The organism is Bradyrhizobium sp. CCH5-F6 (genome assembly GCF_001556045.1).
Taxonomy (GTDB): Bacteria; Pseudomonadota; Alphaproteobacteria; order Rhizobiales; family Xanthobacteraceae; genus Bradyrhizobium.
The window spans coordinates 1-24519 of record NZ_LSIC01000177.1 but is presented as its reverse complement, the minus strand read 5'-3'; the positions used below and the strand labels follow the sequence as shown (position 1 = coordinate 24519).

At 65.0% G+C, this 24519-nt stretch carries 25 protein-coding genes, 1 tRNA gene and 1 pseudogene; 17 read left to right on the top strand and 10 right to left on the bottom strand.

The annotated features are described in order from the left end of the window. Positions 1 to 29: 29 nt before the first annotated feature. The 3 genes from AX729_RS29755 to AX729_RS29750 all read right to left on the bottom strand — a co-directional run bounded on the left by AX729_RS29755 (position 30) and on the right by AX729_RS29750 (position 2266). Positions 30 to 512 carry a hypothetical protein gene (locus AX729_RS29755; protein WP_245325456.1) on the bottom strand — a complete coding sequence of 161 codons (483 nt, stop codon included), beginning with the start codon at positions 510 to 512 and terminating at the stop codon, positions 30 to 32. A 378-nt stretch (positions 513 to 890) separates the two neighbouring features. Beyond that, the gene (locus AX729_RS39080) at positions 891 to 1133 is read right to left on the bottom strand and encodes a hypothetical protein (protein WP_082770573.1); all 243 of its coding nucleotides are present in this window, start codon (positions 1131 to 1133) and stop codon (positions 891 to 893) included. Between the two features lie 521 nt (positions 1134 to 1654). Then, a complete protein-coding gene (locus AX729_RS29750; RefSeq protein WP_061027781.1) occupies positions 1655 to 2266 on the bottom strand; it encodes a MarR family winged helix-turn-helix transcriptional regulator in 612 nt (203 codons plus the stop codon). 147 nt (positions 2267 to 2413) lie between these two features. Here AX729_RS29750 and AX729_RS29745 point away from each other — a divergent pair, with 147 nt between their 5' ends. The 10 genes from AX729_RS29745 (at position 2414) to AX729_RS29700 (ending at position 11585) form a co-directional block, all read left to right on the top strand. After that, a complete protein-coding gene (locus AX729_RS29745; RefSeq protein ID WP_061027742.1) occupies positions 2414 to 2932 on the top strand; it encodes a flavin reductase family protein in 519 nt (172 codons plus the stop codon). A 20-nt stretch (positions 2933 to 2952) separates the two neighbouring features. Continuing rightward, entirely contained in the window at positions 2953 to 4422 is a 1470-nt protein-coding gene (locus tag AX729_RS29740; RefSeq protein WP_061027741.1) for a 4-hydroxyphenylacetate 3-hydroxylase family protein, read from the top strand. Positions 4423 to 4437: 15 nt separating this feature from the next. Next, positions 4438 to 4818 (top strand): hypothetical protein, encoded by a 381-nt coding sequence (locus AX729_RS29735; RefSeq protein WP_061027740.1) that lies wholly within the window; start codon positions 4438 to 4440, stop codon positions 4816 to 4818. Positions 4819 to 4973: 155 nt separating this feature from the next. Then, complete coding sequence (locus AX729_RS29730) at positions 4974 to 6260, top strand: ABC transporter substrate-binding protein (protein WP_061027780.1); 1287 nt, start codon at positions 4974 to 4976, stop codon at positions 6258 to 6260. Positions 6261 to 6306: 46 nt separating this feature from the next. Further along, positions 6307 to 7206 carry a branched-chain amino acid ABC transporter permease gene (locus tag AX729_RS29725; protein ID WP_061027739.1) on the top strand — a complete coding sequence of 300 codons (900 nt, stop codon included), beginning with the start codon at positions 6307 to 6309 and terminating at the stop codon, positions 7204 to 7206. Then, on the top strand, positions 7206 to 8129 hold the full coding sequence (locus AX729_RS29720) for a branched-chain amino acid ABC transporter permease (protein WP_061027779.1): 924 nt from the start codon (positions 7206 to 7208) through the stop codon (positions 8127 to 8129). The genes AX729_RS29725 and AX729_RS29720 overlap by 1 nt, the downstream gene beginning before the upstream one ends. After that, complete coding sequence (locus tag AX729_RS29715; protein ID WP_061027738.1) at positions 8126 to 8872, top strand: ABC transporter ATP-binding protein; 747 nt, start codon at positions 8126 to 8128, stop codon at positions 8870 to 8872. The genes AX729_RS29720 and AX729_RS29715 overlap by 4 nt, the downstream gene beginning before the upstream one ends. Continuing rightward, the gene (locus tag AX729_RS29710; RefSeq protein WP_061027737.1) at positions 8872 to 9564 is read left to right on the top strand and encodes an ABC transporter ATP-binding protein; all 693 of its coding nucleotides are present in this window, start codon (positions 8872 to 8874) and stop codon (positions 9562 to 9564) included. The genes AX729_RS29715 and AX729_RS29710 overlap by 1 nt, the downstream gene beginning before the upstream one ends. Beyond that, complete coding sequence (locus AX729_RS29705) at positions 9548 to 10231, top strand: DUF2848 domain-containing protein (protein WP_061027736.1); 684 nt, start codon at positions 9548 to 9550, stop codon at positions 10229 to 10231. Before AX729_RS29710 ends, AX729_RS29705 begins: the two co-directional genes overlap by 17 nt. 34 nt (positions 10232 to 10265) lie before the next feature. Continuing rightward, on the top strand, positions 10266 to 11585 hold the full coding sequence (locus AX729_RS29700; protein ID WP_063817309.1) for an amidase family protein: 1320 nt from the start codon (positions 10266 to 10268) through the stop codon (positions 11583 to 11585). Positions 11586 to 11760: 175 nt separating this feature from the next. On the opposite strand, the gene AX729_RS29695 is transcribed toward AX729_RS29700, so the two are convergent. Further along, positions 11761 to 11836, bottom strand: a tRNA-Ile gene (locus tag AX729_RS29695). A gap of 415 nt (positions 11837 to 12251) precedes the next feature. Continuing rightward, on the bottom strand, positions 12252 to 13226 hold the full coding sequence (locus AX729_RS29690; protein WP_061027734.1) for a Bug family tripartite tricarboxylate transporter substrate binding protein: 975 nt from the start codon (positions 13224 to 13226) through the stop codon (positions 12252 to 12254). A gap of 105 nt (positions 13227 to 13331) precedes the next feature. On the opposite strand from AX729_RS29690, the gene AX729_RS29685 reads away from it, so the two are divergent. After that, positions 13332 to 14309, top strand: a complete 978-nt coding sequence (locus tag AX729_RS29685) for a TAXI family TRAP transporter solute-binding subunit (RefSeq protein WP_061027733.1) — start codon at positions 13332 to 13334, stop codon at positions 14307 to 14309. 179 nt (positions 14310 to 14488) lie between these two features. Here the strand turns inward: AX729_RS29685 and AX729_RS29680 are convergent, their stop codons facing one another. Both AX729_RS29680 and AX729_RS29675 read right to left on the bottom strand, forming a co-directional pair. Beyond that, positions 14489 to 15703, bottom strand: a complete 1215-nt coding sequence (locus AX729_RS29680) for an ABC transporter substrate-binding protein (RefSeq protein ID WP_061027732.1) — start codon at positions 15701 to 15703, stop codon at positions 14489 to 14491. 97 nt (positions 15704 to 15800) lie between these two features. Next, positions 15801 to 16694, bottom strand: a complete 894-nt coding sequence (locus AX729_RS29675; protein WP_061027731.1) for a substrate-binding domain-containing protein — start codon at positions 16692 to 16694, stop codon at positions 15801 to 15803. Positions 16695 to 16978: 284 nt separating this feature from the next. Here AX729_RS29675 and AX729_RS29670 point away from each other — a divergent pair, with 284 nt between their 5' ends. The 3 genes and pseudogenes from AX729_RS29670 (at position 16979) to AX729_RS41885 (ending at position 20883) form a co-directional block, all read left to right on the top strand. Beyond that, positions 16979 to 17806 carry an ABC transporter substrate-binding protein gene (locus tag AX729_RS29670; RefSeq protein WP_061027730.1) on the top strand — a complete coding sequence of 276 codons (828 nt, stop codon included), beginning with the start codon at positions 16979 to 16981 and terminating at the stop codon, positions 17804 to 17806. A 54-nt stretch (positions 17807 to 17860) separates the two neighbouring features. After that, positions 17861 to 18967 (top strand): molybdopterin-binding protein, encoded by a 1107-nt coding sequence (locus AX729_RS29665; protein WP_061027729.1) that lies wholly within the window; start codon positions 17861 to 17863, stop codon positions 18965 to 18967. Between the two features lie 13 nt (positions 18968 to 18980). After that, positions 18981 to 20883 (top strand): annotated as a pseudogene (locus tag AX729_RS41885) (molybdopterin biosynthesis protein). 121 nt (positions 20884 to 21004) lie between these two features. On the opposite strand, the gene AX729_RS29655 reads toward AX729_RS41885, so the two are convergent. After that, a complete protein-coding gene (locus AX729_RS29655) occupies positions 21005 to 21229 on the bottom strand; it encodes a hypothetical protein (RefSeq protein ID WP_061027728.1) in 225 nt (74 codons plus the stop codon). 108 nt (positions 21230 to 21337) lie between these two features. On the opposite strand from AX729_RS29655, the gene AX729_RS29650 reads away from it, so the two are divergent. Beyond that, entirely contained in the window at positions 21338 to 21637 is a 300-nt protein-coding gene (locus tag AX729_RS29650; protein ID WP_061027778.1) for a hypothetical protein, read from the top strand. 5 nt (positions 21638 to 21642) lie between these two features. Here AX729_RS29650 and mobA read toward each other — a convergent pair whose 3' ends face one another. Both mobA and AX729_RS29640 read right to left on the bottom strand, forming a co-directional pair. Continuing rightward, positions 21643 to 22299 carry a molybdenum cofactor guanylyltransferase MobA gene (gene mobA / locus AX729_RS29645; protein ID WP_156457284.1) on the bottom strand — a complete coding sequence of 219 codons (657 nt, stop codon included), beginning with the start codon at positions 22297 to 22299 and terminating at the stop codon, positions 21643 to 21645. Continuing rightward, positions 22280 to 23170 (bottom strand): formate dehydrogenase accessory sulfurtransferase FdhD, encoded by an 891-nt coding sequence (locus tag AX729_RS29640; protein WP_061027727.1) that lies wholly within the window; start codon positions 23168 to 23170, stop codon positions 22280 to 22282. Before AX729_RS29640 ends, mobA begins: the two co-directional genes overlap by 20 nt. Positions 23171 to 23377: 207 nt before the next feature. Here AX729_RS29640 and mobB point away from each other — a divergent pair, with 207 nt between their 5' ends. Beyond that, entirely contained in the window at positions 23378 to 23905 is a 528-nt protein-coding gene (mobB, locus tag AX729_RS29635; protein ID WP_061027726.1) for a molybdopterin-guanine dinucleotide biosynthesis protein B, read from the top strand. Between the two features lie 9 nt (positions 23906 to 23914). Next, the coding region (locus AX729_RS29630) for a molybdopterin molybdotransferase MoeA (RefSeq protein ID WP_502686927.1) at positions 23915 to 24519 on the top strand (605 nt) is incomplete at its 3' end.

The window sequence follows — 24519 nt, the reverse complement described above, 5'->3', positions numbered from 1 at the left end:
CTGCTGCTGGGGTGCTCTCCCGGCCGGGCTCAGGTCGCGACGACCGGCAGCACGGCGATGGATCTTCCGACCGTACCGGGCGCGATCGTCACCTCGCCGCTCAATAGCCCGGGCCCGTTTTCCGCAACGACCCTGACGGGGGCACCCGACACCACGCTGGCATCCGTTCCGCTTGCGATGGACCCGACGACGCCGGGTACGGTCGTCGTCTGTGCGCCACCCTCGACGGCTCCGATGCCGGTGCCGGCGACCCCGATCGTGTCGAGTCCGGGACTGTCGGCGCCGGGCAGCGTCACTCCGATTGCTCCGGTCCAGGGACAGAGCGGGAGCTCGATCGGGACGATCGCCCCGATCGCGCCGTCCGGGACCGGGACGACGACGGCGTGCAGCTCAACGCCCGGCGGATCGGTGGTCAGCGCTACGAGCTTGCCGCTCTCGATCCCGCAAGTGCCGGCCGGGCCGCCTCCGGGTACGATCCCGGCCGTCATTAGCGGCGACGTCGGCACTGGCATTGATCCAGGCGCCGTCGCGCCCAGCCCCAACACATCGGCCTGTACCGAAGGAATGACGATGAACCTGGGGTTGCCTGCGACAGTGCTGCCTGCCAACGCGTCAGGTGCGGCGCCGACGCCCGGAGTTTCGCCGGTCTTGCCCTCCGGTTGCTGACAAGGCAGCTCTGCAACGGCCTCATCCAGCCTGGCAAGCATCTCTTGATGGGGCGTCAGCCACGTTTATGCGGGCAGCCCGAGCTGCCGATCGAGCGATCGTTTCTCGCTTGCTGGAGCGATGCACATCCACGCCGCGGAGTGCGCCGCATCGCGCGGCCGCACTCCGTTCGGAGGGAATACGATCAGTTGCACCCGGCAGGTGCATCTCGTTTGCTCTTCCTGTCACCGGCGCCAGTGAGGGGTGCGAACATGAGGCGCAGCAAACACGGGAGCCGCGCCGCCGGGGCGCTCGATGCCCATTCGTCCTGCCGGGGTCAACGCACCGCCATTGAGGACATCCCGGTTGGGATACATCGAAGCAAAAGCTGCGGGCTCCTGGTCGGCGAAGGACCATGCGGCGGAGGCTGACGACAGCGTCGCCGTCGAGATCAGCGCCGCGGCGATCAAGATCTTGAGTGCATTCATGGCGATTCTCCATTGCATCTGATGCGGAGATTCGCTTTGGCGAGGATCGCTGCTCCTCTTGTGGCGTTTCCGAAAGTCGTCTTCTATGCAGAGTATGTAGGCAGCCCGATCGGCAAAGCCCGTGCATGCTCATCACCGTTGCGAGACAATGGCCGAATGCAACACATGGCACCCAGCTCACCGACGAATATCTCGCCCGTCGTCGCATGGAGTTATGTCGCGGATGTCAACTACGGCGCCGCTTCCGATGAAGCGAAACGGCGCCTGATGAGTTACTGGATTTTTTTGGTGGGCCCGGCAGGACTCGAACCTGCAACCAGACCGTTATGAGCGACGGGATACCGGCGAGCTTAGTTGATTTTGCTGCGGTTTCGTTTGGCTTCGACGATGTTCGTTGCGCTTTGCTGAGTCGTTTCTGGTGCGAAACTGGTGCGGCTAGTCTCAGCTTTCGGCCTCTGTTTCCGCGTCTTCTACGTTCGAACTGGAGGAGGGAGACGAGGCAAACGGTCGCCTCATCGGCATTATCGTCTGTTGCGTTGCGTCAAGCGCCGCTTCTTGCGGAACTCTGGGGTGCCGGACGCGGAGGCTCGCTCGTCCTCCTCCGACTTGAGCCTCGCGCGGACATGCTCGGCAAGCTTCAGCGCGCTATCGGCGTTCGACGCAAGTCGGGACAGCAGCTGTGACAGCATCTTGAATTCCTCGCGCGTCAGCATCCCAAACAACGCATCGTTGACGGGGCGTTGCAAGGCGGCGAGGCGGACCAGGCAGTTTGCACCCTGTTGGGTGAGGCCGAGCTGCACCCGTCGGCCGTCCTCCGGATGGGGGCTCTTCTCGATCAGCCCGTCGGAAACCAGCTTGTTGATCTCATTGGTCACGAATGCGCCGCTGAGATACAGGCGTTCGGCGACTTGGTTGACGCCCATAGGCTCCTGCGCGGTCGAATTCTTGATCGCGATCAGGATCAGATATTGGGTGGGCGACAGGCCGGCAAAGCCCGCAAAGGTTTCGCGGGCCGCCTCGAGGCTGCGACCGAAAGCGAAATAGTCGTAGAGGAGACCGCGAAGCGTCCTGTCTCCATCCTTGTCGAGTAGCTCCGGCCTTGACGCCGTCAGAAGCGCATCGATCACGGTCATTCTCTCCGAGAACAGCATGTCTGCTGGGGTTTGTGCCTAAAGAGCATGCATGCGTTCGCACAGCAAGAGGGCTTGACAGGCCAAACTAGCTTTGCCAGAAAGCTATCTAGGAACTATAAATCAGGACCGGGCGACGAGGCGGTGTCCATGGATGATCGTGCATTCAGGCGTGCTCTCGGCGAATTCGCCACCGGCGTTGCGGTGGTGACCGCGCGCGGCAGGGGCAAAGAGCTCATCGGCATGACCATGAGCTCGTTCAACTCCGTCTCACTCGATCCACCGCTCGTTCTCTTCAGCGTCGACCGCAAGGCGCGCAGTCTGCCTGCGATGCTCGAAGCCAAGGGTTTCGCCGTCAACATTCTCGCGCGCGATCAGGAGCAGATCTCCAATCAGTTCGCGCGCGCTCTTTCCGACAAATGGGACCAGGTGAAGACGTCAGTAGGCCATGCCGAGGCGCCTCTGATCTCGGGCGCGATGGCGCATTTCGAATGTGCGCCCTATGCGATCTACGAGGGCGGCGATCACGTCATCTTCGTCGTCCGCGTTGTTCGCCACGCGAGCCGCGCCGAGGCCGCCGCTCCCCTGATCTTCTTCCGCGGCCGATACCGCGATCTCGTCGACGAAACCGAGCGCGAGCCGACCTGGCCGCTTCCCATTCACTACTAGCGTTGAACCGGAGACCTGCGATGCGCAGCGCAAAGGAATATCTGTCAGGCCTGAAAGACGGCCGCACCATCTACATCAACGGCACCTCGGTCGGCGATGTCACGACGCACCATGCCTTCCGTAACCTTGCCGGCTCCATGGCGGGCCTGTTCGACTTCGCGAGCGCGCCGGCAAACGCGGAGCTGATGACCTTTGACATGGGTGCAGGTCGCGCCAACCGCATCTGGCAGCTTCCTACCTCCTATGCCGAACTCGTAACGCGACGAAAGGCGATCGAAGCGTGGGCCTCGCTGCATGCCGGCTTCATGGGGCGCGCCCCGGACCACGTGGCGTCCTGCATTTCCGGACTCTACATGGGGCTTGACGTCTTCAAAGCCTATGATCCCGCCCGCGCCGGTGCGCTCGAGAGCTACTACCGCCACGCCCGCGACAAGGATCTCTATCTCACCTACGTCATCATCAATCCGCAGGCCGATCGTTCGAAGGGGGCGGCCGAACAGGCCGATCCGTTCCTTACCGCCGGCGTCGTCGATCGCGACGCGGAAGGGATCACGATCCGCGGCGCCAAGATGCTCGCCACCGGAGGCGTGGTCGCCGACGAGGTCTTCGTCACGACCATCCAGCCGATGCGTCCCGGCGAAGAGCGTTATGCGATGTCCTTCGCGATTCCGATGAATACGAAGGGCCTCAAGATGCTGTCGCGCAAGTCCTACGAGGACGCTGCCGGCGCAGTGTTCGACAATCCCTTGTCCAGCCGTTTCGACGAGAACGACTCGGTCCTCTATTTCGACGACGTGAAGGTGCCCTGGGATCGCGTCTTCATCGAAGGCAACGTCGAAATGTGCCAGAAGCAGTTTCACGCCACGCCTTGCCACGTCTATCAGAACTACCAGGCGATGGTCCGCTTGAGCGTCAAGCTCAAGTTCCTGACCGGCCTTGCGCATCGCACCGCCGACATGAACGGCGTCACCCAGTTCCCGCAGGTGCGCGAAATGCTCGGCCAGCTCGCGGCCGAGACCGGCATGGTCGACGCTCTGGTGGCCGCGATGGAAGCCAAGGGCACGCAGGTCGGTCCCTATTTCATCCCGGACCGGCACACCCTTTACTCCGCGCAGGTGCTGACCCAGCAGCTCTATGGGCACGTCATCAACACGCTCCGCGAGCTCGCCGGCGGCGGCATGATCATGCTGCCTTCATCGGTGGCGGACTTCGACAATCCGGAGATCGCGGACCTCATCGGCAAGACCCAGCAGTCACCGAAGGCCAATTCGCATGATCGCGTGAAGTTCTACAAGCTCGCTTGGGATGCCGTCGGCTCGGAGTTCGGCTCTCGTCATCAGCAGTACGAGATGTTCTACGCCGGCGCGACCTTCGTCACCAAGGGTCACTCCTATCGCACATACGACTGGGCCGGCGCCGACCGTCTGGTCCAGACCATGCTCGATTCCTACGACCTCAACGGCGTCTCGACCGCCAGCAAAGCCGCCTGAACCAGGAGACAGCTCATGCCCGTCAACAAGAAGCACGACGAATTTCACACGCTCGACATGACGACCGGTTGGGAAGTGCCGGCGGGTTATCCGGCCGGCATCCAACAGAAGATCATTGCGGGCGGGCTCGATGAGGAGAACCGGCGCGGGACGCGGACGCGGCTGCTCCGCTTCGCGCCCGGCGTCTACACGACTGCGCCGTTCTCCCACGAATATTGGGAAGAGGTTTATCTGGTCTCGGGCGATTTGATCGTCGGTAACGATGCGAAGGGCGAGGGTGGCAAAGGCTTCCCGCCGAACACCTATGCCTGCCGCCCACCGCATGCGCCGCATGGCCCGTTCAAGTCGGTGAACGGCTGCCTGCTTCTGGAGATGCACTATTTCGATCCGGTGTGATCTGGATCGCTGCCGCACAACATCATTCGACCAGCACAGGGGGAAAAGAAGTCATGACGTTTAGAGGTATCTCCATCGTAGTTGCGCGTTGCCTATCGTCACTTGAACGGCTCTTCAGGTTGGATCGCGGCCTGCCGCAGGGCAATGTTCGATGGATGGTGGATGGACTCGCCGGGGCGCTCGCGCTCGGTGTCGTCGCCGCCACGCCGGCTGCTGCGCAGGAGAAGCCGAGCGCGTTGGGGCTGGGTATCTTCACGTTCGCATCCGGTCCTGCCGCGGCCTACGGTATGCCGGGCAAGAACGCGGCCGACCTCATGATCGACGAGATCAATGCAAAGGGCGGCATCGGAGGCGTGCCGGTCAGCGCGACCTATGTCGACGAGGCGCAGGGCGCGCAAGGCGTGATCGCGGAATATCGCCGGCTCGCCGGGGACGCGAAGAACCAAGTCATGGTCGCCGCCCTGTCGAGCGCCAATTGCCTTGCGCTTGCGCCGCTCGCGGAGCAGCTCGAGGTTCCCACCGTGGGCTGGAATTGCGATACCCACCAGTTGCTCATGGACGGCAAGAGCAAGTATGTGTTCCGCCCGAACGGCAACACCGTACCCGAATTCATCGCCTACGCGATCTACCTGCTGGATCGCAAGCCTGACGTGAAGACGGTTGCGATCATCAACCCGGACTATGCGTTCGGCCACGACGCAGCCAAGATATTCACAGCAGCGCTGAAAGCCCTGAAGCCGGACGTGGAGATCGTCGCCGAGCTCTATCCGAAGCTGGGTTCGCCGAATTACCAGACCGAAATCTCGCGCCTCGCCACCGTGCGCCCCGATGTCGTTTTCTCCAATCTCTGGGGCGCCGACCTCGAGAACTTCGTGCGTCAGGCCGCACCGCGCGGGATCTTCACCTCCAGTCAGGTGATCCTGGCACTCGGCGAGACGGTGCTGCAGCGCGTACCGCTTCCTGACGGCGTGATCGTCGGTGTTCTCGGCGACGGCTGGTGGATGTCGCCAGACGCCAAGGCGAAGCCGGAGACGGTAAAATTCGCCGAAGCCTACAAGGCTCGGTTCGGCGAGTATCCGGTGTTCCCGTCGATCAAGATGGCCAACGCGCTGATCTACGTGAAGGCCGCCTATGACGCCGCGATGCAGAAGAACGGCGGCAAATGGCCGACGCGTGCCGAACTCGCCAACGCCATGAAGGGCAGCAAGGTCGAGACCCTGACCGGCAGCGCGCAGACCCGCGCCGACAATGACGGGCTGGTCGACCAGATCGTCGGCGTGACCGTAAAGACGTCGGCACAGCAATTTCCCGTCATTGGCGACATGGTCCGCTACAAGGGTGACAGCCTGATGCCGCAGGCGGGTCAAGATCCGCTGGCCTGGATCGCGACGCTCAAGCCCGAGTTCGCCAAAAGCCTGCCGAAGCCGGGAAGCTACAAATAGACCGGGATGAGGTTCACCTGATTTCGATGACGGAAGGCATAGGCCGATGTTGAATGCAGTCATCCCCTTGCTGCTGGACAGCCTGGCGAGCGCCGCGTTGATCTTCTTCGCGGCGGTCGGCCTGACGCTCGTCTTCAGCGTGCTGCGCGTTCTCAATGTCGCCCATGGCAGCCTCTATTCGATCGGCGGCTATGTCGCGGCCTCGATCTGCCTGTTCATCGCCAGCCGGCAGCTCAACCCGTATTGGTCGTTCCTGGCGCTCCTGTTCAGTGCGGTGTGTGTCGCGGCGATATTCGGTCCGTTGATCGAACGGGGCCTCATCCGCTGGACCGATGGCAAGTCGGAGGCCGTGCAGATCCTAATCACGTTCGGGCTGTTCCTCATCCTGGAGGATCTCCAGCGCGTGGCCTTTGGCGTGCAGTCGTTCTACGAAGACACGCCGATGCGACTGCTCGGCACTACCTCAATCGGTGGCGTGGTCTATCTCAACTACCAGATCCTGCTCATTGTCATGGCGCTCCTCGTCGTCATCGGCCTGAGGCTCCTGATCAATCACACCCGGCTGGGCCGCTTGATCACGGCCGTCGTCACCGACCGCGAAATGGCGCAGTCGATCGGCATTGATACCAACCGGATCTTCATCCTGGCGTTCTCGCTCGGCGTGTTCCTTGCAGCATTGGGTGGCGCGCTGGCGACGCCGACGTCAGGCATCGCGCCGGGCCTCGGGGCCGACACCATGGTGCTTGCCTTTGCGGTTGCGGCGATAGGCGGTCTCGGACAGATCGAAGGAGCCGCATTGGCCTCGCTGATCGTGGGCCTGGCGCGCGTGCTGGCGATCTATCTGGTGCCGTCGCTGGATGCCGTCGCGCCTTATGCGGCGATGCTTGTCGTTCTCCTGATCCGTCCCTACGGCCTGTTCGGATCGGTGACGGCGCGGAGGATATGATGCCAACGATCATTGCCGCCGCGGCGGTCCTCGTCCTCGCGCTGCTGCCTCTGGCCGCGCCCTGGCTTCAATTCGTCCTAACGCTTGCCATAGCCAAGGGGTTTGCGGCGCTCGGCGTCGCTGTGCTGCTCCGCGCCGGACTGATATCGATCGGCCATGCGATGTTCTTTGCAGCGAGCGCTTATACGGTCGCGTTTCTGGCACGTGCCGGCGTCGACGACCTTGGGCTGCTGCTGATCCTCTCAGTGCTGGGCGGGGCGCTCGTGGGCGCTGCGGTCGGATCGTTTCTCGTCCGCTATCGCGCAATCTTCTTCGCGATGCTGAACCTCGCTGTCTCTATGGTGTTTTACGCGCTGTGTGCCAAGCTGTACGGCGTCACCGGCGGGACCGACGGCATGCCTGTGCCGGTTCCGGCTGTGTTTGGCGTCGTCCTTGGCGAGCCGGCCTTCAAGAGCGTGCTGTTCTACCTCAGCCTGGTGCTGATGGTGCTCGTCGGTCTGGCCGTGCAGCGCTACCTGAACAGCCCGCTCGGTCACGCGCTCTCGGCGGTCCATACCAACGAGATCCGGCTCGAATATCTGGGCATCCCGGTCTGGGCGGTTCTGCTGATCGCCTATGTCGTCTCGGCGGCGCTCGCCGGCCTCGGCGGCGCGATCGCCAGCTTTGCAATCGGCCGCGTGGTCCCGGATTTCGCGTTCTGGACCGCATCCGGCCACCTCGTGCTGATCGCCGTGCTCGGCGGCATCGGCGGCGTGCCGGGCGCGTTCATCGGGGCCTTGTTCCTGGAATTGCTGCACAGCGCCGCGGTCACCGTCACCGATTCCTGGAATTTGATCGTGGGCATGACGCTGATCATCGTGATCATGTTCATGCCGCAAGGGATCTATGGATTGTTCGCGCGCAAGGAGGCGACGAGCCTATGACGCCTCCCATCCTGGAAGCCAGGGGCCTTCAAGTTGCATTCAACGGCGTCAAGGCCGCCGACGACGTCAGCATCGCGATCCATGACGGCGAGTTCCTCGCGATCATCGGTCCGAACGGGTCGGGCAAGACGACGCTACTCAACATTTGCACGGGTTATATCCGTCCGAGATCGGGCAACGTCTTGCTCGACGGTCACGATATCACCCATCTGTCCCCACGCGCGATCGCGCGCCGCGGCGTCGCCCGCGCATTCCAGATCCCGCAGCTCTTCTCCGCACAGCGCGTGATCGACAACATGATGCTGGCCCTGGCTGCAACCGATGGTCTGTGGAGCGTGGTGCAGCCGCTCGAAACGGCGAGGCGGCGTGACGAGGCGAGGGCGCTGCTCGACCTGGTCGGGCTCGCCGACGATGCCGACCGGATCAGCAGCACGCTTCCCGAAGGCCATCGCAAGCTGCTGGACATAGCGGTTGCGCTGGCCCTGAAGCCTCGGCTCCTGCTGCTCGACGAGCCGACCAGCGGGGTGAGCGCTCTCGAACGATTTCCGCTGATGGAGGCGCTCATGAGTGCGCTGCGCCAGCGCCGCATCACCGCACTGTTCGTGGAGCACGACATGGACGTGGTTGCGCGTTACGCCAGCCGCGTCCTGGTGTGGAACGCCGGCAACATCATGGCTGAGGGCCGGCCCGACGAAGTGTTCAGCAATGCGCAAGTGCGCCAACGTGTCGTAGGGGTCGCCTGATGCTCAGGCTCGACAAGGTCAGCGTCTCGATCGAGGGCGTTCGTGTGCTGCGCGGCGTCAGTTGCGAGATCATCGCGCGCAAGACCACGGTGTTGATCGGGCGCAATGGCGCCGGCAAGACCACGACGCTGCGCGCAATCATGGGCCTCATCGCGCTTGACGAGGGGTTGGTCCGCCTCGATGCCGACGATCTCGGCAGCAGGCCTGCCCACACCCGCGCCCGCGCCGGGATTGGATATGCGCCGGAGGACCGGCGCCTGATTCCGGAGCTGAGCGTGGAGGAGAACATCCGCCTCCCGGCGCTGGCGCTGAAGCTCGACCGTGCCGAGATCGCACGCACGCTCGATGAGATCTACCAGTTACTGCCCGAATTGCACGTGATGCGGTCCCGGCTCGCAGGCGGCGTTTCCGGAGGGCAGGGGAAGATGGTCGCGCTGGGCCGTGCGCTGACGGTGGCACGCAAAGTGCTGCTGCTCGACGAGCCCTTCCAGGGTCTGGCGCCGGCCCTTGCGCTCGACTATGCGCGGACACTCGGCGAATTGCGCAAGCATCGGCCCGAGCTGGCCATGCTGATCACCGAATCGTCGCCCGCGCTACTCGACCGGATCGCCGACAGGACGCTGCAGATCGAGCGCGGCGAAATCCTGACCACATCGACCAAGGATAGTGAATTCCATGTTGCTGCAATTTGAACGCCTCGCGAATGACCGGACCGACCGCATTGCTGTGGAGATCGAGTCCCTCGTCATCGCGGGCTGGGCGGGCAGGGACGCGGCGGCGATCGAGCACCATATCGAGGAGCTCGCCGCGCTCGGCATTCCGCGCCCGTCGACGACACCGCTCTATTATCGCGTCGCTGCGCAAACCTTGACCCAGGACAGCCGGCTGACCGTCCTTGGCCCGGACAGTTCCGGCGAGGTCGAGCCAGTGATTGTCGCCATGGCCGACGGGCTTTGGGTCGGCATCGGTTCCGATCATACCGACCGCAAGGCGGAAGCGTCGGGCATTGCTCTTTCGAAACAGCTCTGCGGCAAGCCGGTCGGCCCTCAGCTCTGGGCATATGCAGATGTCGAGGGACATTGGGATGAGCTGGTCCTTCGTTCGTGGGCGACAGTCGATGGGGAACGGGTTCTCTACCAGGAGAGCTCGGTGTCCTCGCTCAAGACACCGCGAGATCTCATTCGTCGCTACACCGGGACCGACATGCTGGCGGCCGGCACGTTGATGTTCTGCGGAACGCCGGGCGCGATCGGCGGCATTCGGCCGGGGATGCGCTTCGAGATGGAGCTGAGGGATCCGGTCCTTAACCGGTCCTTGACCCATAGCTACGACGTCGACGTCCTGCCAGTCGTCTCCTGACGTTCCTCGTCTCAAGCGCCAGGCCATATCAGCAATGCAGGATCGATCGCAACCTTCCGCCGTCGCGCGGCTCGAGGGGGCAATTGCGCGCATCCAATCGCCGGAAGCTCAGAACGTCTTCACGACTGTGTTTGCAGACAGCGCCCGGTGGGAGGCCGAGGCGGCGGATCGTCGCGTCGCCGCCGGAACGCCCCGCGGTCCGCTCGATGGCCGCATCGTTTCGGTAAAGGCGTTGTTCGACGTCGCCGGCACAGTCACGAGCTCCGGGTCGGCTGTTCTGCGTCGTTTGGCACCGGCCATTGAAGATGCCGAGGTCGTGAAGCGGTTGCGGGCTGCGGGTGCCATCGTTATCGGCAAGACGCAGATGACCGAGTTCGCCTTCTCTGCGCTGGGTACGAATCCGCATGACGGGATGCCGCCCAATCCGCGGGATCGCACCCGCGTTCCTGGGGGCTCTTCATCGGGCGCCGTGGTGTCGGTGATCGCAGGCATGGCAGATCTCGCCATCGGCACTGACGCCGGCGGTTCTCTTCGAATTCCAGCTGCGTTGTCGGGCGCGGTCGGTTTCAAGCCGACCAGTGGATTCGTGCCGACCACCGGCGCATTCTCGCTATCCTCGAGCCTCGATACGATCGGCCCGATCGCCACGAACGTCGCCGATTGCTTTGTGGCTGATCAGGTGCTTTCAGGTGAAGGCGCGCCGTCGCGGCTGCGGCTGGCATCTCCCGGCACCTTCCGCCTTGTGGTTGCCCGCGGGCGCCTGTTCGATCGATGCGAACCCGAGGTGCTCGCTGCGTTCGAGAAGGCCATGGAGTGGCTTCGATCCGGCGGCTTGCAGATCAAGGAGGGGACCATCGAGGCCGCTCTCGACGATCTTGCCCAGATCGACAAGATCGGCACCTTCCCGTCGATCGAGGTCGGCGCGACGCTGCGCAGTCTGGGGTTCTCGGACCTGGATGAGGTCGATTCCCGTACACGCGTACGCGTCGAAGCCGGGGCCCGCATTCTCGGCACGGACTATGTGCGTATGGTGCGGCTGCGGCAGGCGGCGATCCGATCCTTCGAACAGTCCTTCGGCAACAACGAGGTGTTCGTCCTGCCGACGACGCCAATCCGCGCGCCGCTGATTTCCTCCGTTGCAGAGGATGCGGCGTTCCATGAGCTCAATGGCCTGCTGCTGCGCAATCCGCGCGTCGCCAACTTGCTCGACTGTCCGTCGATTTCGCTGCCGTTGCCGCTCGACGGCCTTCCCGTCGGCCTAATGCTGATCGGACGTAGAAACGCCGACCGGCGCTTGGTGGAGATCGCGGCCAGTGTAGATACGCTGCTGCGAGGACATTCGCATACTGCATAGCCCTTTCTCGCGAAAGGGCCGCCGAATCGACGATCACGCGGAGAAGCCGTGGCAGGCCGCCTGTGAAGCTGTAGCTTGCCGATTGCCAATGTATGTCGATGGCGACAGGCGAGGCGTTTCTGGTGCGGTGGACTGACGAATGGCAAAAGAGATGTGATAACCTGCTGATTTTTTTTGGTGGGCCCGGCAGGACTCGAACCTGCAACCAGACCGTTATGAGCGGCCGGCTCTAACCATTGAGCTACAGGCCCCGCCGCGAGGCGGCCGCGAGGGGCGGCCGGCAACGGTGCGCGGTTCGTTTACAGGGCCTGAGGCGGGGGTGCAATCCTCAAGCGTTTTCAAGGCGAAGGGGTCCCGGGTTGCGTCAGTCAACGCGCCGAACAAAGCGGCCTGATCGTGCGGAACGCCGCGGCTGCGCGAAACACGCTGCGCGCGGACGATCACTGAATTCGGAATAATCGCATTCTGCCACTGTTTTGCCCGACAAGTCAAAACGGCCCGGCGGTCATCCGGCCGGTGCCGCTTTGGTGACTCCGTAAGCCCCTGTGATTGCACGAGTCTTCTACTGTGCATGGGGTTGTTTTCGCGCATATTGGTTTGAGAGGGCCTCTCGGCCCCCTCAAACGTCGTGCCGGCGAGCGCCAGCCGCCGCCGAGGGGCCGCTGCCTAGTCCACCGAGACCCCGGCGAACTCGACCACCTTGCGCCACTTCTCGGTCTCGCTCGCGACCAGCTTGCCGAACTCGGCCGGGGTCATCGGCTTGGGGATGCCGCCGGTCTCGGCGAGCTTTGCCACCAGCTTGGGATCCTTCAGCGCTTCGCCGACGGCCTTGTTGAGGGTCTCGATCACCTCGGGCGGCGTGCCCTTCGGCGCGGAGATGCCGTAGAAGCCGACCGACTCGAAGCCCGGCACAGTCTCGGCGATCGCGGGCACGTCGGGCACGCTCGGCCAGCGCTGCGGCGAGGTCACGCCGAGCGCGCGGACATTGCCGCCTTTCACCTGCTCCATGGCGGAAGGCAGGTTGTCGAAAATCAGCTGCACCTTGTTGGAGATGATGTCGGGGAAGGCGACGGCCGAGCCACGATAGGGCACGTGCACCATGTCGCACTTCGTCATCACCTTGAACAGCTCGGCCGACATGTGCACCGAGGTGCCGTTGCCGGACGAGGCAAAGGAGATCTTGCCGGGATTGGCCTTGCAATAGTCGATGAACTCCTGAACCGTCTTGGGGGGAAACGCGTTGGAGACGACCAGCATGTTGGTGAGCTGCATGATGCTCGCGACCGGCACGGTGTCGCGCAGGAAGTCGAACGGCAGCTTCTTGTAGAGCGAGGTCGAGATCGCGTTGTTGGGCGCGACGAACAGCAGCGTGTAGCCGTCCGGCGGCGAGGAGATCGCGGCGGCGGCGGCGATGTTGCCGCCGGAGCCGGTGCGGTTCTCGACGATGACCTGCTGCCCGAGCCGCTCCGACAGCCACTGCGCCATGATCCGCGCAACGATGTCGACCGGGCCTCCGGCGGAGAAGCCGATCAGCCAATGTATGGGGCGGTCGGGATAGGCGGCGGAGGCGGGTGGTGTGGCGCTGAAAAGACCAAAGAGAACTGCGAGCCCGAACAAACCGTTACGCAAAGTCCGCAACATGATGCCTCCCGTTGATTTATTGTCGTTGGCTGCATGCTTTCACAAAATCGGGGCGCTGCCTACATCGTCGCAAGTCGGTGTTGACGCAGGTCATCGGGAGCGATCATGAAATTAGCGATTCCCATCCTCATCGGGGCGGCGTTGCTCTCGAGCCCCGCCGCCGCGCAAACCGGAGGCACGGCCATTCCGACCCCAACGATCAGCCCCACGATCAGCCTGGGCACCGCGACGCCGGGCGGCGGCTTCCCGCTCTATGGCAACGCCTTTGCCGAGGTGATGAACGCGGCCGATCCGCAAATGTCGATCGCACCCCGCAACACCAAGGGCAGCAGCGAGAACATCCCGCTGCTGGAGAAGGGCGAGCTCGATCTCGCACTGGTCGCGGGCGAGCCGGCCTATGAGGCCTTTGCCGGCATCGGCCGCGCACCCGTGCGGCTGAAGATCCTCACCGCGATCTATTCCAACCCCGGCATGTTCGTGGTGCGTGCGGACAGTCCCTACAGGACGATCCGCGATCTCGTCGGTCAGCCCGTCGCGTTCGGCGCGAAGGGCTCGGGCCTGCCGATCCTGTCGCGCTACGTGCTGGACGGGCTCGGCCTGAAGCAGGACGAGGACTTCAGGGCGGTCTATCTCGACCGCGCCGGCGACGGCCCGGCGATGGTCGAGGATGGCCGCGTTGCCGCGCTGTGGGGCGCCGGCATCGGCTGGCCCGGCTTTGCCGCGGTCGCCTCGAGCGCGTCAGGCGCGCGCTTCATCGCGCCTGATGTCGAAGAGATGACGCGCATCCGCGCCAAGCATGCGTTCCTCAAGCCGCTGCTCGTGCCGGCTGGCAGCTATCCGAACCAGACCGCGCCGATCGCCTCGCTTGGGTCGTGGAGCTTCGTGCTGACGCGCGAGGATCTGCCCGACGATGTCGCCTATCGGCTTGCCAAGACGCTGCACGGCGTCGAGGCGACATTCTGCAGGAAGCTTACCCAGGCCTGCGAGACGACCGCGTCGAACACGGTCGCGGCGGCGCCAAGGCCAGAGCTGATCCATCCGGGCGTGATGAAGTATTTCCGCGAGATCGGCGTGGTGAAATAGCGAGCTTACTTCCTTCTCCCCCTGTGGGAGAAAGTGGCGCGAAGCGCCGGATGAGGGGTTCTCTCCGCGCGTACAAATTGAGAGTTCGACTCGCGGAGAGAACCCCTCACCCGGCTGCGCTTCGCGCAGCCACCCTCTCCCACAAGGGGCGAGGGTGGATCGTCAGCGCAGCTACACCGTCACTTCTTCACCAGCGCACAGGCCGGGTCCGGCGGACCGAACGCCTTGTCGCCCGAGATCGTCGTGAGGATCTTGTAATAGTCCCACGGATATTTGCTCTCCTCCGGCGTCTTCACCTGCACGAGCCAGAGGTCGTGCACCATCAGATTGTCCTCGCGCAGTTTGCCGTTGCGGGCGAAGAAATCCTCGATCGGCTTCTCGCGCATCTTCGCGGCCACCTTGAGCGGATCGTCGGTGCCGGTCTCCTTGATGGCGTTGAGATAGTGCATCACACTGGAATAGACGCCGGCTTGCCACATCGACGGCATCTTGTTCATCTTGGCGAAATAGCGCTTGGACCATTCGCGGGTCTTGTCGTCCATGTCCCAGTAGAACGACGTGGTCAGGAGCAGGCCTTGCGCGGCCTGCAGGCCGAGCCCGTGGATGTCGGTGATCAGCGCCAGGAGCGCTGCCATCTGCTGGCCGCCCTTGAACACGCCGAACTCGGCGCCGGTCTTGATCTCGTTCATGTTGTTGGGGGGACCGGCGGCAATGCCGATGATCTTGGCCTTGGAGGCCTGGGCCTGCAGCACGAAGGAGGAGAGGTCGGGCGTTGCCAGCGGCGGCCGCACCGAGCCCAGCACCTTGCCGCCATTGGCGGTGACGACGGCGGAGGCGTCGCGCTCCAGCGAATGACCGAAGGCGTAGTCGTCGGTGATGAAGAACCAGCTGTCGCCGCCGCGCTTGACCACAGCGTCCGCGGTTCCGACCGCGAGCGCGCGGGTGTCGAACACCCATTGGATCGCGTAGGGCGAGCAGAACTTGCCGTGGAAATCCGCGGTGCCGGTGGAGTGGGTGATGAACAGCCGCTTCTTCTCGTTGGCGATGTTCTGCACCGCGAGCCCGACCGCGGAGACCGGCACGTCGACGATCAGGTCGACCTGCTCGATGTCGTACCAGCGCCGCGCGAGCGAGGCGCCGATATCGGCCTTGAGCTGGTGGTCGCCGATCACGATGCTGATCGGCTTGCCGAGCACGGTGCCGCCGAAATCGTCGATCGCCATCTGCGCCGCGGTCACCGAGCCCTGGCCGGTCGGCGCGGAGGCGGGGCCGTTCATGTCGGTGAGCACGCCGATCTTGACGACGTCGTCGGAGACCTGCGCCATTGCGGCACCCGGCAGCAATGCCGCCACCAAGGCGGCCGCGACCGGCAGTCCAAATCTGATTGGATTCACGCTTGTCCTCCCCTGATCCGGCTCTTTGGCCGGCGTTGCCCGGGTATGCCCGGCTGAATTGGTTTCTTTTGCAACTATTCGGGGGCAGGCGTCAACGTCAGGCCGAAAAGCGGATCTGTCCTGCGGGCGAGGGATCGTAGCCGGTCAGTTCCTCGGCACGCTGGCGCAGCCGCCTTTCATTCAGAAAGCGGAGCAGGGACTGCATGGCGGGGCGGAAATAGCTGCGCTGCCGCATCGCGAGGTCGAGGTTCTCCCAGACCAGCGGCACGAAATCGAGGCCGGCCGAGCGCGCCGCGGCGCGCGTCGCGATGCCGCAATCGGCCTGGCCGGCGCGGACCAGTTCGGCGAGATCAGGGCCGGTCAGCGCTGGCGTTTCGATGCGGCGCAGATCCCGCGTCGAGGCGCCAGCGCGCTTCAGGAGCAAGTCGAGCAGCATCTGCGCGCCCGTTCCCTGTTGCCGCATCGCCATCCGGGCGCCGAGCGCGAGCACGTCGGTCAGGCCGTGCAGCCGCTTGGGATTGCCGTGCGGCAGCACGAGACCCGCTTCGCGACGCACGAATGCGATCAGCACCGTATCGTGCAGGTCCGGCGCAGCCCGCAGGGCTTCGATGTTGGCATCGCTGGCGAGATTGTCGGAGGCGTCGAGAGCGTGGAAGTGAACGGCCGCAGCCATCACCTCGTTGCGTTGCAAGCGCTCGAGCCCGCGCGCGCTGCCTTCGCTCATCGATCCCAGGCCAGAGCCGGATTCGCGCAGGCTCCAATCCAGCAGCTCGTCCTGGCTGCCGCCGACGACCGGCGGCGGCTCGGCGATCAACATGCCGGCCGGACGCGCGAGGCCTGACAGGACCCAGAGGTCGAGTTCGTGCCGGGGGAAGAGCCATTTCCCGGTCACCTTGCTGCAGGGGATCGCGCCGGTGGTGACGAGTTCGTAGAGCTTGCGTTCGCCGAGCCGAAGATAGTCGGCGGCCTCGCTGGTCGTCAGGAATTCCATCCTGCATTCCTATGCAAATTCTTGCTTCTTTTTGACGTCCCACGCAGGTGGAATTCTGCATTTCACATTTCTGTCCGCGGGAACAATGCCCGATCATCTCGCCGCTTTGCAACACGTCCGCACGCGCGATTTCTGCTTTGGTGAACGATCTGGATCGGTCGCTCGCGTGATGGCACCTCGGCGGCGTTGCCGAAATATCCCGGCGGAGCAGCGCGAAACCGCGTCACGAGTGCGGCGCAATCGATCATCATGATGGTGGCGTCATAGCCAAGGGAACCACGATCATGGCCCGCCTGTCCTTCGCATTTGCGCTTGTCTGCGGCCTTGCCGCGGGCGTTGCGGCATCATCCGCCGAGGACCGCGGCATCGTCCTCGCCTCGACGACGGCGACGCAGGAATCCGGCCTGCTCGATCATTTGCTGCCGATCTTCCGCGACAAGACCGGCATCGAGGTCACCGTGATCGCGCGGCGCGCCGACGAGGTGCTCGACGGGCCGCGACGGGGCGAGGTCGACGTCGTGCTGATGCATGCGCGGCCTCAGGAGGAGAAATTCGTGGCCGAGGGTTTCGGCGTGAAGCGCTACGACGTGATGTACAACGACTATGTGCTGATCGGGCCGAAGAGCGATCCTGCGGGCGTGAAGGGCAAGGACATCGCGACGGCGCTGAAGGCGATCGAGGCCAAGGGCGCGCCGTTCGTGACGCGTGGCGATCGATCCGGTACCCACGCCGCGGAACTCGCGCTCTGGATCGTCGCGGGCATCGATATCGCGAGCGCCAAGGGCCCCTGGTATCGCGAGGCCAAGCAGGGCATGGACGCGGCGCTGGAGACCGCGCGCGCGTCAAACGCCTATGTGCTGTCGGACCGCGGCAGCTGGATCGCCTTCAAGGATCGCGGCGATCTCGACATCGTCGTCGAAGGCGACAGGCGGCTGCTCAATCAGTACGGCGTCATGCTGGTGAACCCTGCGAAGTTTCCGAACGTGAAGAAGGATCTCGCGCAGACCTTCATCGACTGGCTGACGTCGCCGGAGGGGCAGACGGCGATCGCCGGTTACAAGGTCGACGAGCAGCAGCTGTTCTTCCCCAATTCGGACAGGTCGGGCGGCTGAGGCCGGCATCGCCAGCGGTTGCCAAAGCGGACGATGCATGGTCCATCTTGGCGCATGACCCAGCGCCTGCCGTCCTCGCTCACGCCGCTCGACACCGCGCTCGCCGCGTTGCTGCGAGGCGTTGGTCCCGTCGCGCCGGAGGAGGTGCTGGCGGCGGAAACGATCGGCTGCATTGCGGCAGGCACTCCCCTGTTTGCCGCCTATCCTTCGCGCGACACTGCGTCCGCAGACGGCTGGGCGCTGTCCGCCAACGATCTCGTCGGTGCGTCCGCTTACGCCCCGCTGCCGTTGGCAATGTCGCCCGCATGGGTCGATGCCGGTGACGCGATGCCGGCGGGATGCGACTGCGTGCTCGATGCCGGCGCAGTCGAGCTAACGGGCCCGCTCGCCCAGGTGCTGGCAGAGGGCGTGCCTGGGCAGGGCGTCAGGCGCGCCGGAACCGACGTCGCCGCGCGCATTACCGCCGGGATCGCGGGCCATCCCGTCGGCGCGGCGGACCTGCTGATCGCGCGCGTTGCGGGCGTGCAGAAACTCGGCGTGCGGCGGCCCCGATTGCGTATCGTCAACGTGCCGGGCGCATCGGCATCGGCGCAGATGATCGCCGCGCTCGCGCACGCAGCGGGACTGGATGTGGAGACGCATGAGGCCGGCGCGCGCGACGAAGCATCGATTGCCGATGCGCTCGATGCGTCCTGCTGCGATCTCTTGCTGACGGTCGGCGGCAGCGGCGTCGGACGCCGGGACGCAGCCGTCGCCGCGCTGGCCCGGCGCGGCGAGGTGCTGGCGCATGGCCTTGCGCTCCAGCCCGGACGCACCGCCGCGGTCGGACGGCTCGGACACGTTCCCGTCGTCGCCTTGCCCGGCTCACCCGATCATGCGCTTGCGGTCTGGCTCGCGCTCGTGCTGCCGCTCGTCGACTGTCTGTCGGCGCGTCGGCCGCGCCGGCAAGTGACATTGCCGCTCGCACGGAAGGTCGCATCCAGCGTCGGCATCGCCGAGATTGCCTTGCTGGCCGAGGAACATCGCGCCTGGGCGCCGCTTGCCGTGGGCGAATGGCCGCTTCAGGCCATCGCCCGTGCCGACGCATGGCTGCTCATTCCCGCCAGTCACGAGGGATTTGCGGTAGGGACGCAGGTTGATGCCCATCTGTTGCGGGAATGACATGGGTCCTGGCATGACGATGATGACGAAATCACCAGACCGCAGCGCGCTCGAACAGGAGCAGTTCCTCGAGATCCTCTCGCGCGAGGAGGCACTGGCGCGCTTCGAGGCGGCGTTGTTTCCGCGCGGGATTCTGAGCGAAGCGCGCAAGCTCGCCGCTGCGCTCGGCGCGGCACTCGCCGAAGACGTCGTCGCGTCGGTCGACGTGCCGCCGTTCGACCGGTCCAACGTCGACGGCTTTGCCGTGCGCTCCGCGGATCTTGCGCCGGCCGGCGAGGGCGCGCCCGTGCGCCTCGCGCTGAATGGCGAGATCATTCATTGCGGCACCGCGCCGACGCTGCAGGTGGTGGCGGGAACCGCGACGCCGATCGCTACCGGCGGTCCGCTGCCGCGCGGCGCCGATGCCGTGGTCATGGTCGAGCACACCCAGCCGGCAGGTCTCGATGCGATCGATGTCCGTCGCGCCGTTCTGCCGGGGCAGTTCGTCTCGTACGCCGGATCCGACATCGCGCGCGGCGAGGTGCTGTTGCGCGCCGGCACCCTGATCGGCTCGCGCGAGATCGGCATGCTGGCGGCGTTGCCGAGGTGAGTGTCGCGCGCAAGCCGCGGGTTGCCGTGATCTCCACCGGCGACGAACTGGTTCAGCCGGGCCAGCCGCTCGGGCCAGCCGAAATCTACGACACCAACGGCGCCATCGTCGCGGCCGCGGTCGGCGAGAATGGCGGCGAGGCCGTCTTCCTCGGTGCCATTCCCGACGATGAAGCCAGGCTCGAAGCGGCCATGCGCCGCGCGCTTGCGGAGTTCGACATGCTGGTTCTGTCCGGCGGTACGTCGAAAGGCGCGGGCGATCTCTCCCACCGCATCATCGGCCGGCTCGGTCAGCCCGGCATCATCGCGCATGGCGTTGCGCTCAAGCCCGGCAAGCCGCTGTGCCTTGCGGTGTGCGATGGCAAGCCGGTGGTGATCCTGCCGGGCTTTCCGACCTCGGCGATGTTCACCTTCCATGACATGATCGTGCCGGTGCTGCGCAGGATGGCCGGCCTGCCGCCGCGTTCCGATGCGAAGGTCAACGCAACCGTGCCGGTGCGTATCGCCTCCGAGCTCGGTCGCACCGAATTCGTCATGGTCTCGCTGGTCGAGGGCAGGGGCGGCCTGATCGCCTATCCCTCCGGCAAAGGCTCTGGCGCAATCACGTCATTTGCGCAGGCTGACGGCTTCCTGCGCATCGATGCGCTGGCGGACCAGCTGCCGGCCGGGAATGAGGCCGAAGTGACGTTGTTCACGCCGCATGTGCGCGTGCCCGATCTCGTCGTCGTCGGCAGTCATTGCACCGGGCTCGATCTCGTCACCGCACGGCTAGGGCATGCCGGCCTGACCGTGCGCTCGATTGCGGTTGGCAGCCTTGGCGGGCTTGCCGCGGCCAAGCGTGGCGAATGCGATCTCGCGCCGATCCATCTGTTCGACGATCGAAGCGAGACCTACAACACGCCCTATCTCGTCGAGGGGCTCGAACTCGTGCCGGGCTGGCGGCGGATGCAGGGCATCGTCTTCCGCAAAGGCGACAAGCGTTTCGAAGGCCCGCCTGCATCATGGTCAACCGCAACCAGGGCGCCGGCACGCGTATCCTGATCGATCGCCTGCTCGGCGGTGCGCGGCCTGATGGCTACTGGAACCAGCCGCGCTCGCATAATGCGGTCGCGGCGGCCGTCGCTCAGCATCGCGCCGACTGGGGGATGACCATTGCGCCGGTCGCGCATGCGGCCGGCCTCGGCTTCATTCCGCTCGCAGAGGAGCATTATGATTTCGCGCTGGTGACTGCGCGCAAAGCGCGGCCGGCGGTCCAGGCCTTTCTCGACGCACTCGGCTCGCATGACGTGCGCGCGGCGCTCGAGCGAGCGGGTTTCCGGCCGGCGTAGACAGACGCGGGGCTCAAGCCGCGCGATGTGGAGGAGAATGGCAAGCGCGCTTTCGGTTGCGAATCGTCGGCGCCGGCGTCCCGCTCGGCTGCACCGCGATGAACGTTCTGCGTGAGCCGGGTCAGGATGCCCGGTCGGAGCCGCTGGCGGCTTGATCGGTCTGCTCGCGTGTGCCCTCCTCGGTCTTGGCAGGCATGCGCTGCGCCGCGCGCGGCAACGGCTTCGGGCCGGGTGGGGCGTCGACGTTGTCCGGCTTGCTTGGCTGTCTCGTGCAATCGATCGTCCCGGAGAGATCGAGTGCGAAATCAACAACTTCGAATACGGCATCCAAGAGCGAGTCGGTCATGGCTCATCCGGGTAAGATTCGGTCAGTGGTCGCTCCCGTGCCCGGTCCGGTTCAGGACGTCATGAACTTGGATGGCCGCCGTTACGACTAAGGAATATGAGCCAAGTCATGACCGCGCCGACGCCCTTCAATTTCCGCAAGCTTGCTACACTCATCGCGACGGCCGGAACGTTGTTCTGGCTCTACACCTTCTATCACATCGCGAATGTCCCGCAGGGAGACCGCAGCGGCTTTCAATGGCTCGCGGTGTTTCCGCTAGGCATGGTCTTCGGGGCGTTCTTCCTGCCGGCCTGGCTGCTGGTTGCGATCGGCCGTCTGCCGCGATTTACCACTGCCCTGGGCCTATGCGGCCTGATCGCCTTCGCGATCATCTGGGCGCAGCTTCTCAACGAGTTTCCGAAATCGTAGAGCCGCTAGGGCGCATCATCCAGCGCCGCCAGCCGCTCGGCCTCGGCAACGTCCTCGACCGTGTTGGCATTGAAAAACGGATCGAGCGGCTCCGTGGGCCATGTCACCGTCGCGAGCGGATAACGCGCGGTCCAGCGGTCGATCTTGCGGAGGTCCTCGACGACCAGGGCGTGGCGCAATTCGCCGCGCAAGGCGACGCGCCACAGCCCGATCACCGGATGCGACTGATCGCCTGATGCGGCAACCGCAAGCTGTGCGTTGCTGCGCTCGCGGGCCTCATGCAGGCGGGCGACGAGATCGCGCGGCAGGAACGGGCAATCGCCGGCGGCGCTGAGCACCCATTCGGTCTCCGGCCGGTTCGCCGCGGTCCAGTCGAGCGCAGCGAGGATGCCGGCAAGGGGGCCGGGGAAGCCGGGCACGTCGTCGGCGACGACTTGCAAGCCGAATCCAGCAAAGCGTGCGGGGTCGCCGTTGGCGTTGAGAATCAGTCCGCTACATTGCGGCGTCAACCGCGCGATCACGCGCTCCAGGATGGTGCGGCCGCCGATGGTGCGCATCGGCTTGTCGCCGCCGCCCATGCGCCGTGCCAGGCCGCCCGCCAGCAGCACGCCGAGAGTCGACGGAACACTCGCCGCGGAAATGTCAGTCGTCACCACCTTCACCCTTGCGCTTGTGCCTGGCCGACTCCTCCTCGACGTAAGCGAGGTTCTGGTCGTAGACGATGCGCTCTTCGCCGGCGAGCGCGATGAATCGCTTGCCGCGGGTGCGTCCCACCAGCGTCAGCCCGACCTGCCTTGCGAGATCGACGCCCCATGCGGTGAAGCCGGAGCGCGACACCAGGATCGGAATGCCCATGCGGACGGTCTTGATCACCATCTCCGAGGTGAGACGCCCGGTGGTGTAGAGGATCTTGTCGCCGGGATCGACGCCGTGGCGGTACATCCAGCCCGCGATCTTGTCGACGGCGTTGTGGCGGCCGACGTCCTCCGTGTAGCAGAGCGGGGCGCCTTCCTTGCACAGCACGCAGCCATGGATCGCGCCGGCTTCGAGATAGAGCGAGGGCATCGTGTTGATGGTTTGCGTCATCTGGTAGAGCCAGGAGGTGCGCAGCTCGGCTTTGGGCAATGCGACGCTCTCGACGGCCTCCAGCAGATCACCGAAGGCGGTTCCTTGCGCGCAGCCCGAGGTCTGCGTGCGCTTCTTCAGCTTGGCCTCGAAATTGGTGTGGTGTTCGGTGCGCACGACGACGACCTGGAGGTCGTCGTCGTATTCGACCTCGGTGACCGCGTCGTCATATTTCAGCATGTTCTGGTTCAGCAGGTAGCCGAGCGCCAGATATTCCGGATAGTCGCCGATCGTCATCATGGTGACGATCTCCTGGGAATTCAGGTAGAGCGTCAGCGGCCGCTCCATCGGCACCTTGATCTCGACCCTGGCGCCGGTCTGGTCCGTGCCGGTCACGCTCTGGGTCAGGCGCGGGTCGTCCGGATTGGGGACGATCAGGGGCACCGGGGCTTTGTCGATCTTCATCATGGTGGCGAGGTTAGCATGACATTCGGGTCAGGCCGATATATGCATGGCGGGGAATGGACAAAATGCCTGCGTTCGTCATTGCGAGCGTAGCGAAGCAATCCAGGATCTTTCCACGGAGGCAGTCTGGATTGCTTCGCTGCGCTCGCAATGACGGGAGAGGCCGGAGGTTCCATCGGCCAGCGAGCCGTTGGCGGAGATCGAACGGTTATGAAAGTCATCGGCCTTGCAGGCTGGAGCGGTGCGGGAAAGACCACGTTGTTGACGCGGCTGATCCCGCATTTCAACGCGCAAGGCCTGTGCGTCTCCGTCATCAAGCATGCGCATCACCAGTTCGACGTCGACGTTCCCGGCAAGGATTCCTGGCGGCATCGCGAGGCGGGGGCGGCCGAGGTCCTGGTCGCGTCGTCGAAGCGCTGGGCCTTGATGCACGAGCTCCGCGGCGCGGCGGAGCCGCGGCTCCCGGAACTGCTGAGCAAGCTCTCCGCCGTCGATCTCGTCGTGGTCGAGGGGTTCAAGCGCGAGCCGCATCGCAAGATCGAGGTGCATCGTGCCGGCAACGGCAAGCCGCTGCTGTTTCCCGACGATCCCGGGATTGCCGGTATCGCAACCGACGTTGCGGTTGAAACCCGGCTGCCGACCGTCCATCTCGACGATATCGCGGCTGCCGCGGCATTGATGCTGCGTGCGGCGATGCCGGTCGAGGAAGCGGTGGCAAAGAGCGCCGCGATACGCTGACGAGGCACCATGGCGCAACTATCGGACGATTGCTTTGCCTTCGGCGGCCCGATGATGTCGGTCGACGAAGCCGTTGGTCTCATCACGACGCGCGTCAATGCGATCGCCGATCTCGAAACCGTGGCGCTGGTCGATGCGGACGGCCGCGTGCTGGCGCGCGATGTGGCCGCACCTTTGCCGCTGCCGCCGTTCACCAACTCCGCCGTCGACGGCTACGCCGTGCGCAACGCCGACCTTCCGGCAAGCGCCGAACAGGCATTCCCGCTCGACGGCCGCATCCAGGCCGGCGGCCTTGCGCAAGCGCCAATCAAGCCCGGTCACACCGCGCGCATCTTCACCGGCGCGCCGATGCCGCCGGGCGCCGGGACCGTCTTCATGCAGGAGGACGTCCGCATCGATGATTCCGGCAAGATCGTGTTGCCGCCGGGCCTGAAACCCGGCGCCAATGTCCGTCCCGCGGGCGAGGACATTCCGCAAGGCCATGTCGCGCTCCGCGCCGGCCAACGCTTGCGGCCGCAGCATGTCGCCCTTGCCGCGGCATTCGGCCTGACGGGGCTCGACGTCGTCAGGCGCATCCGTGTCGCCGTGTTCTCGACCGGCGACGAATTGGCGTC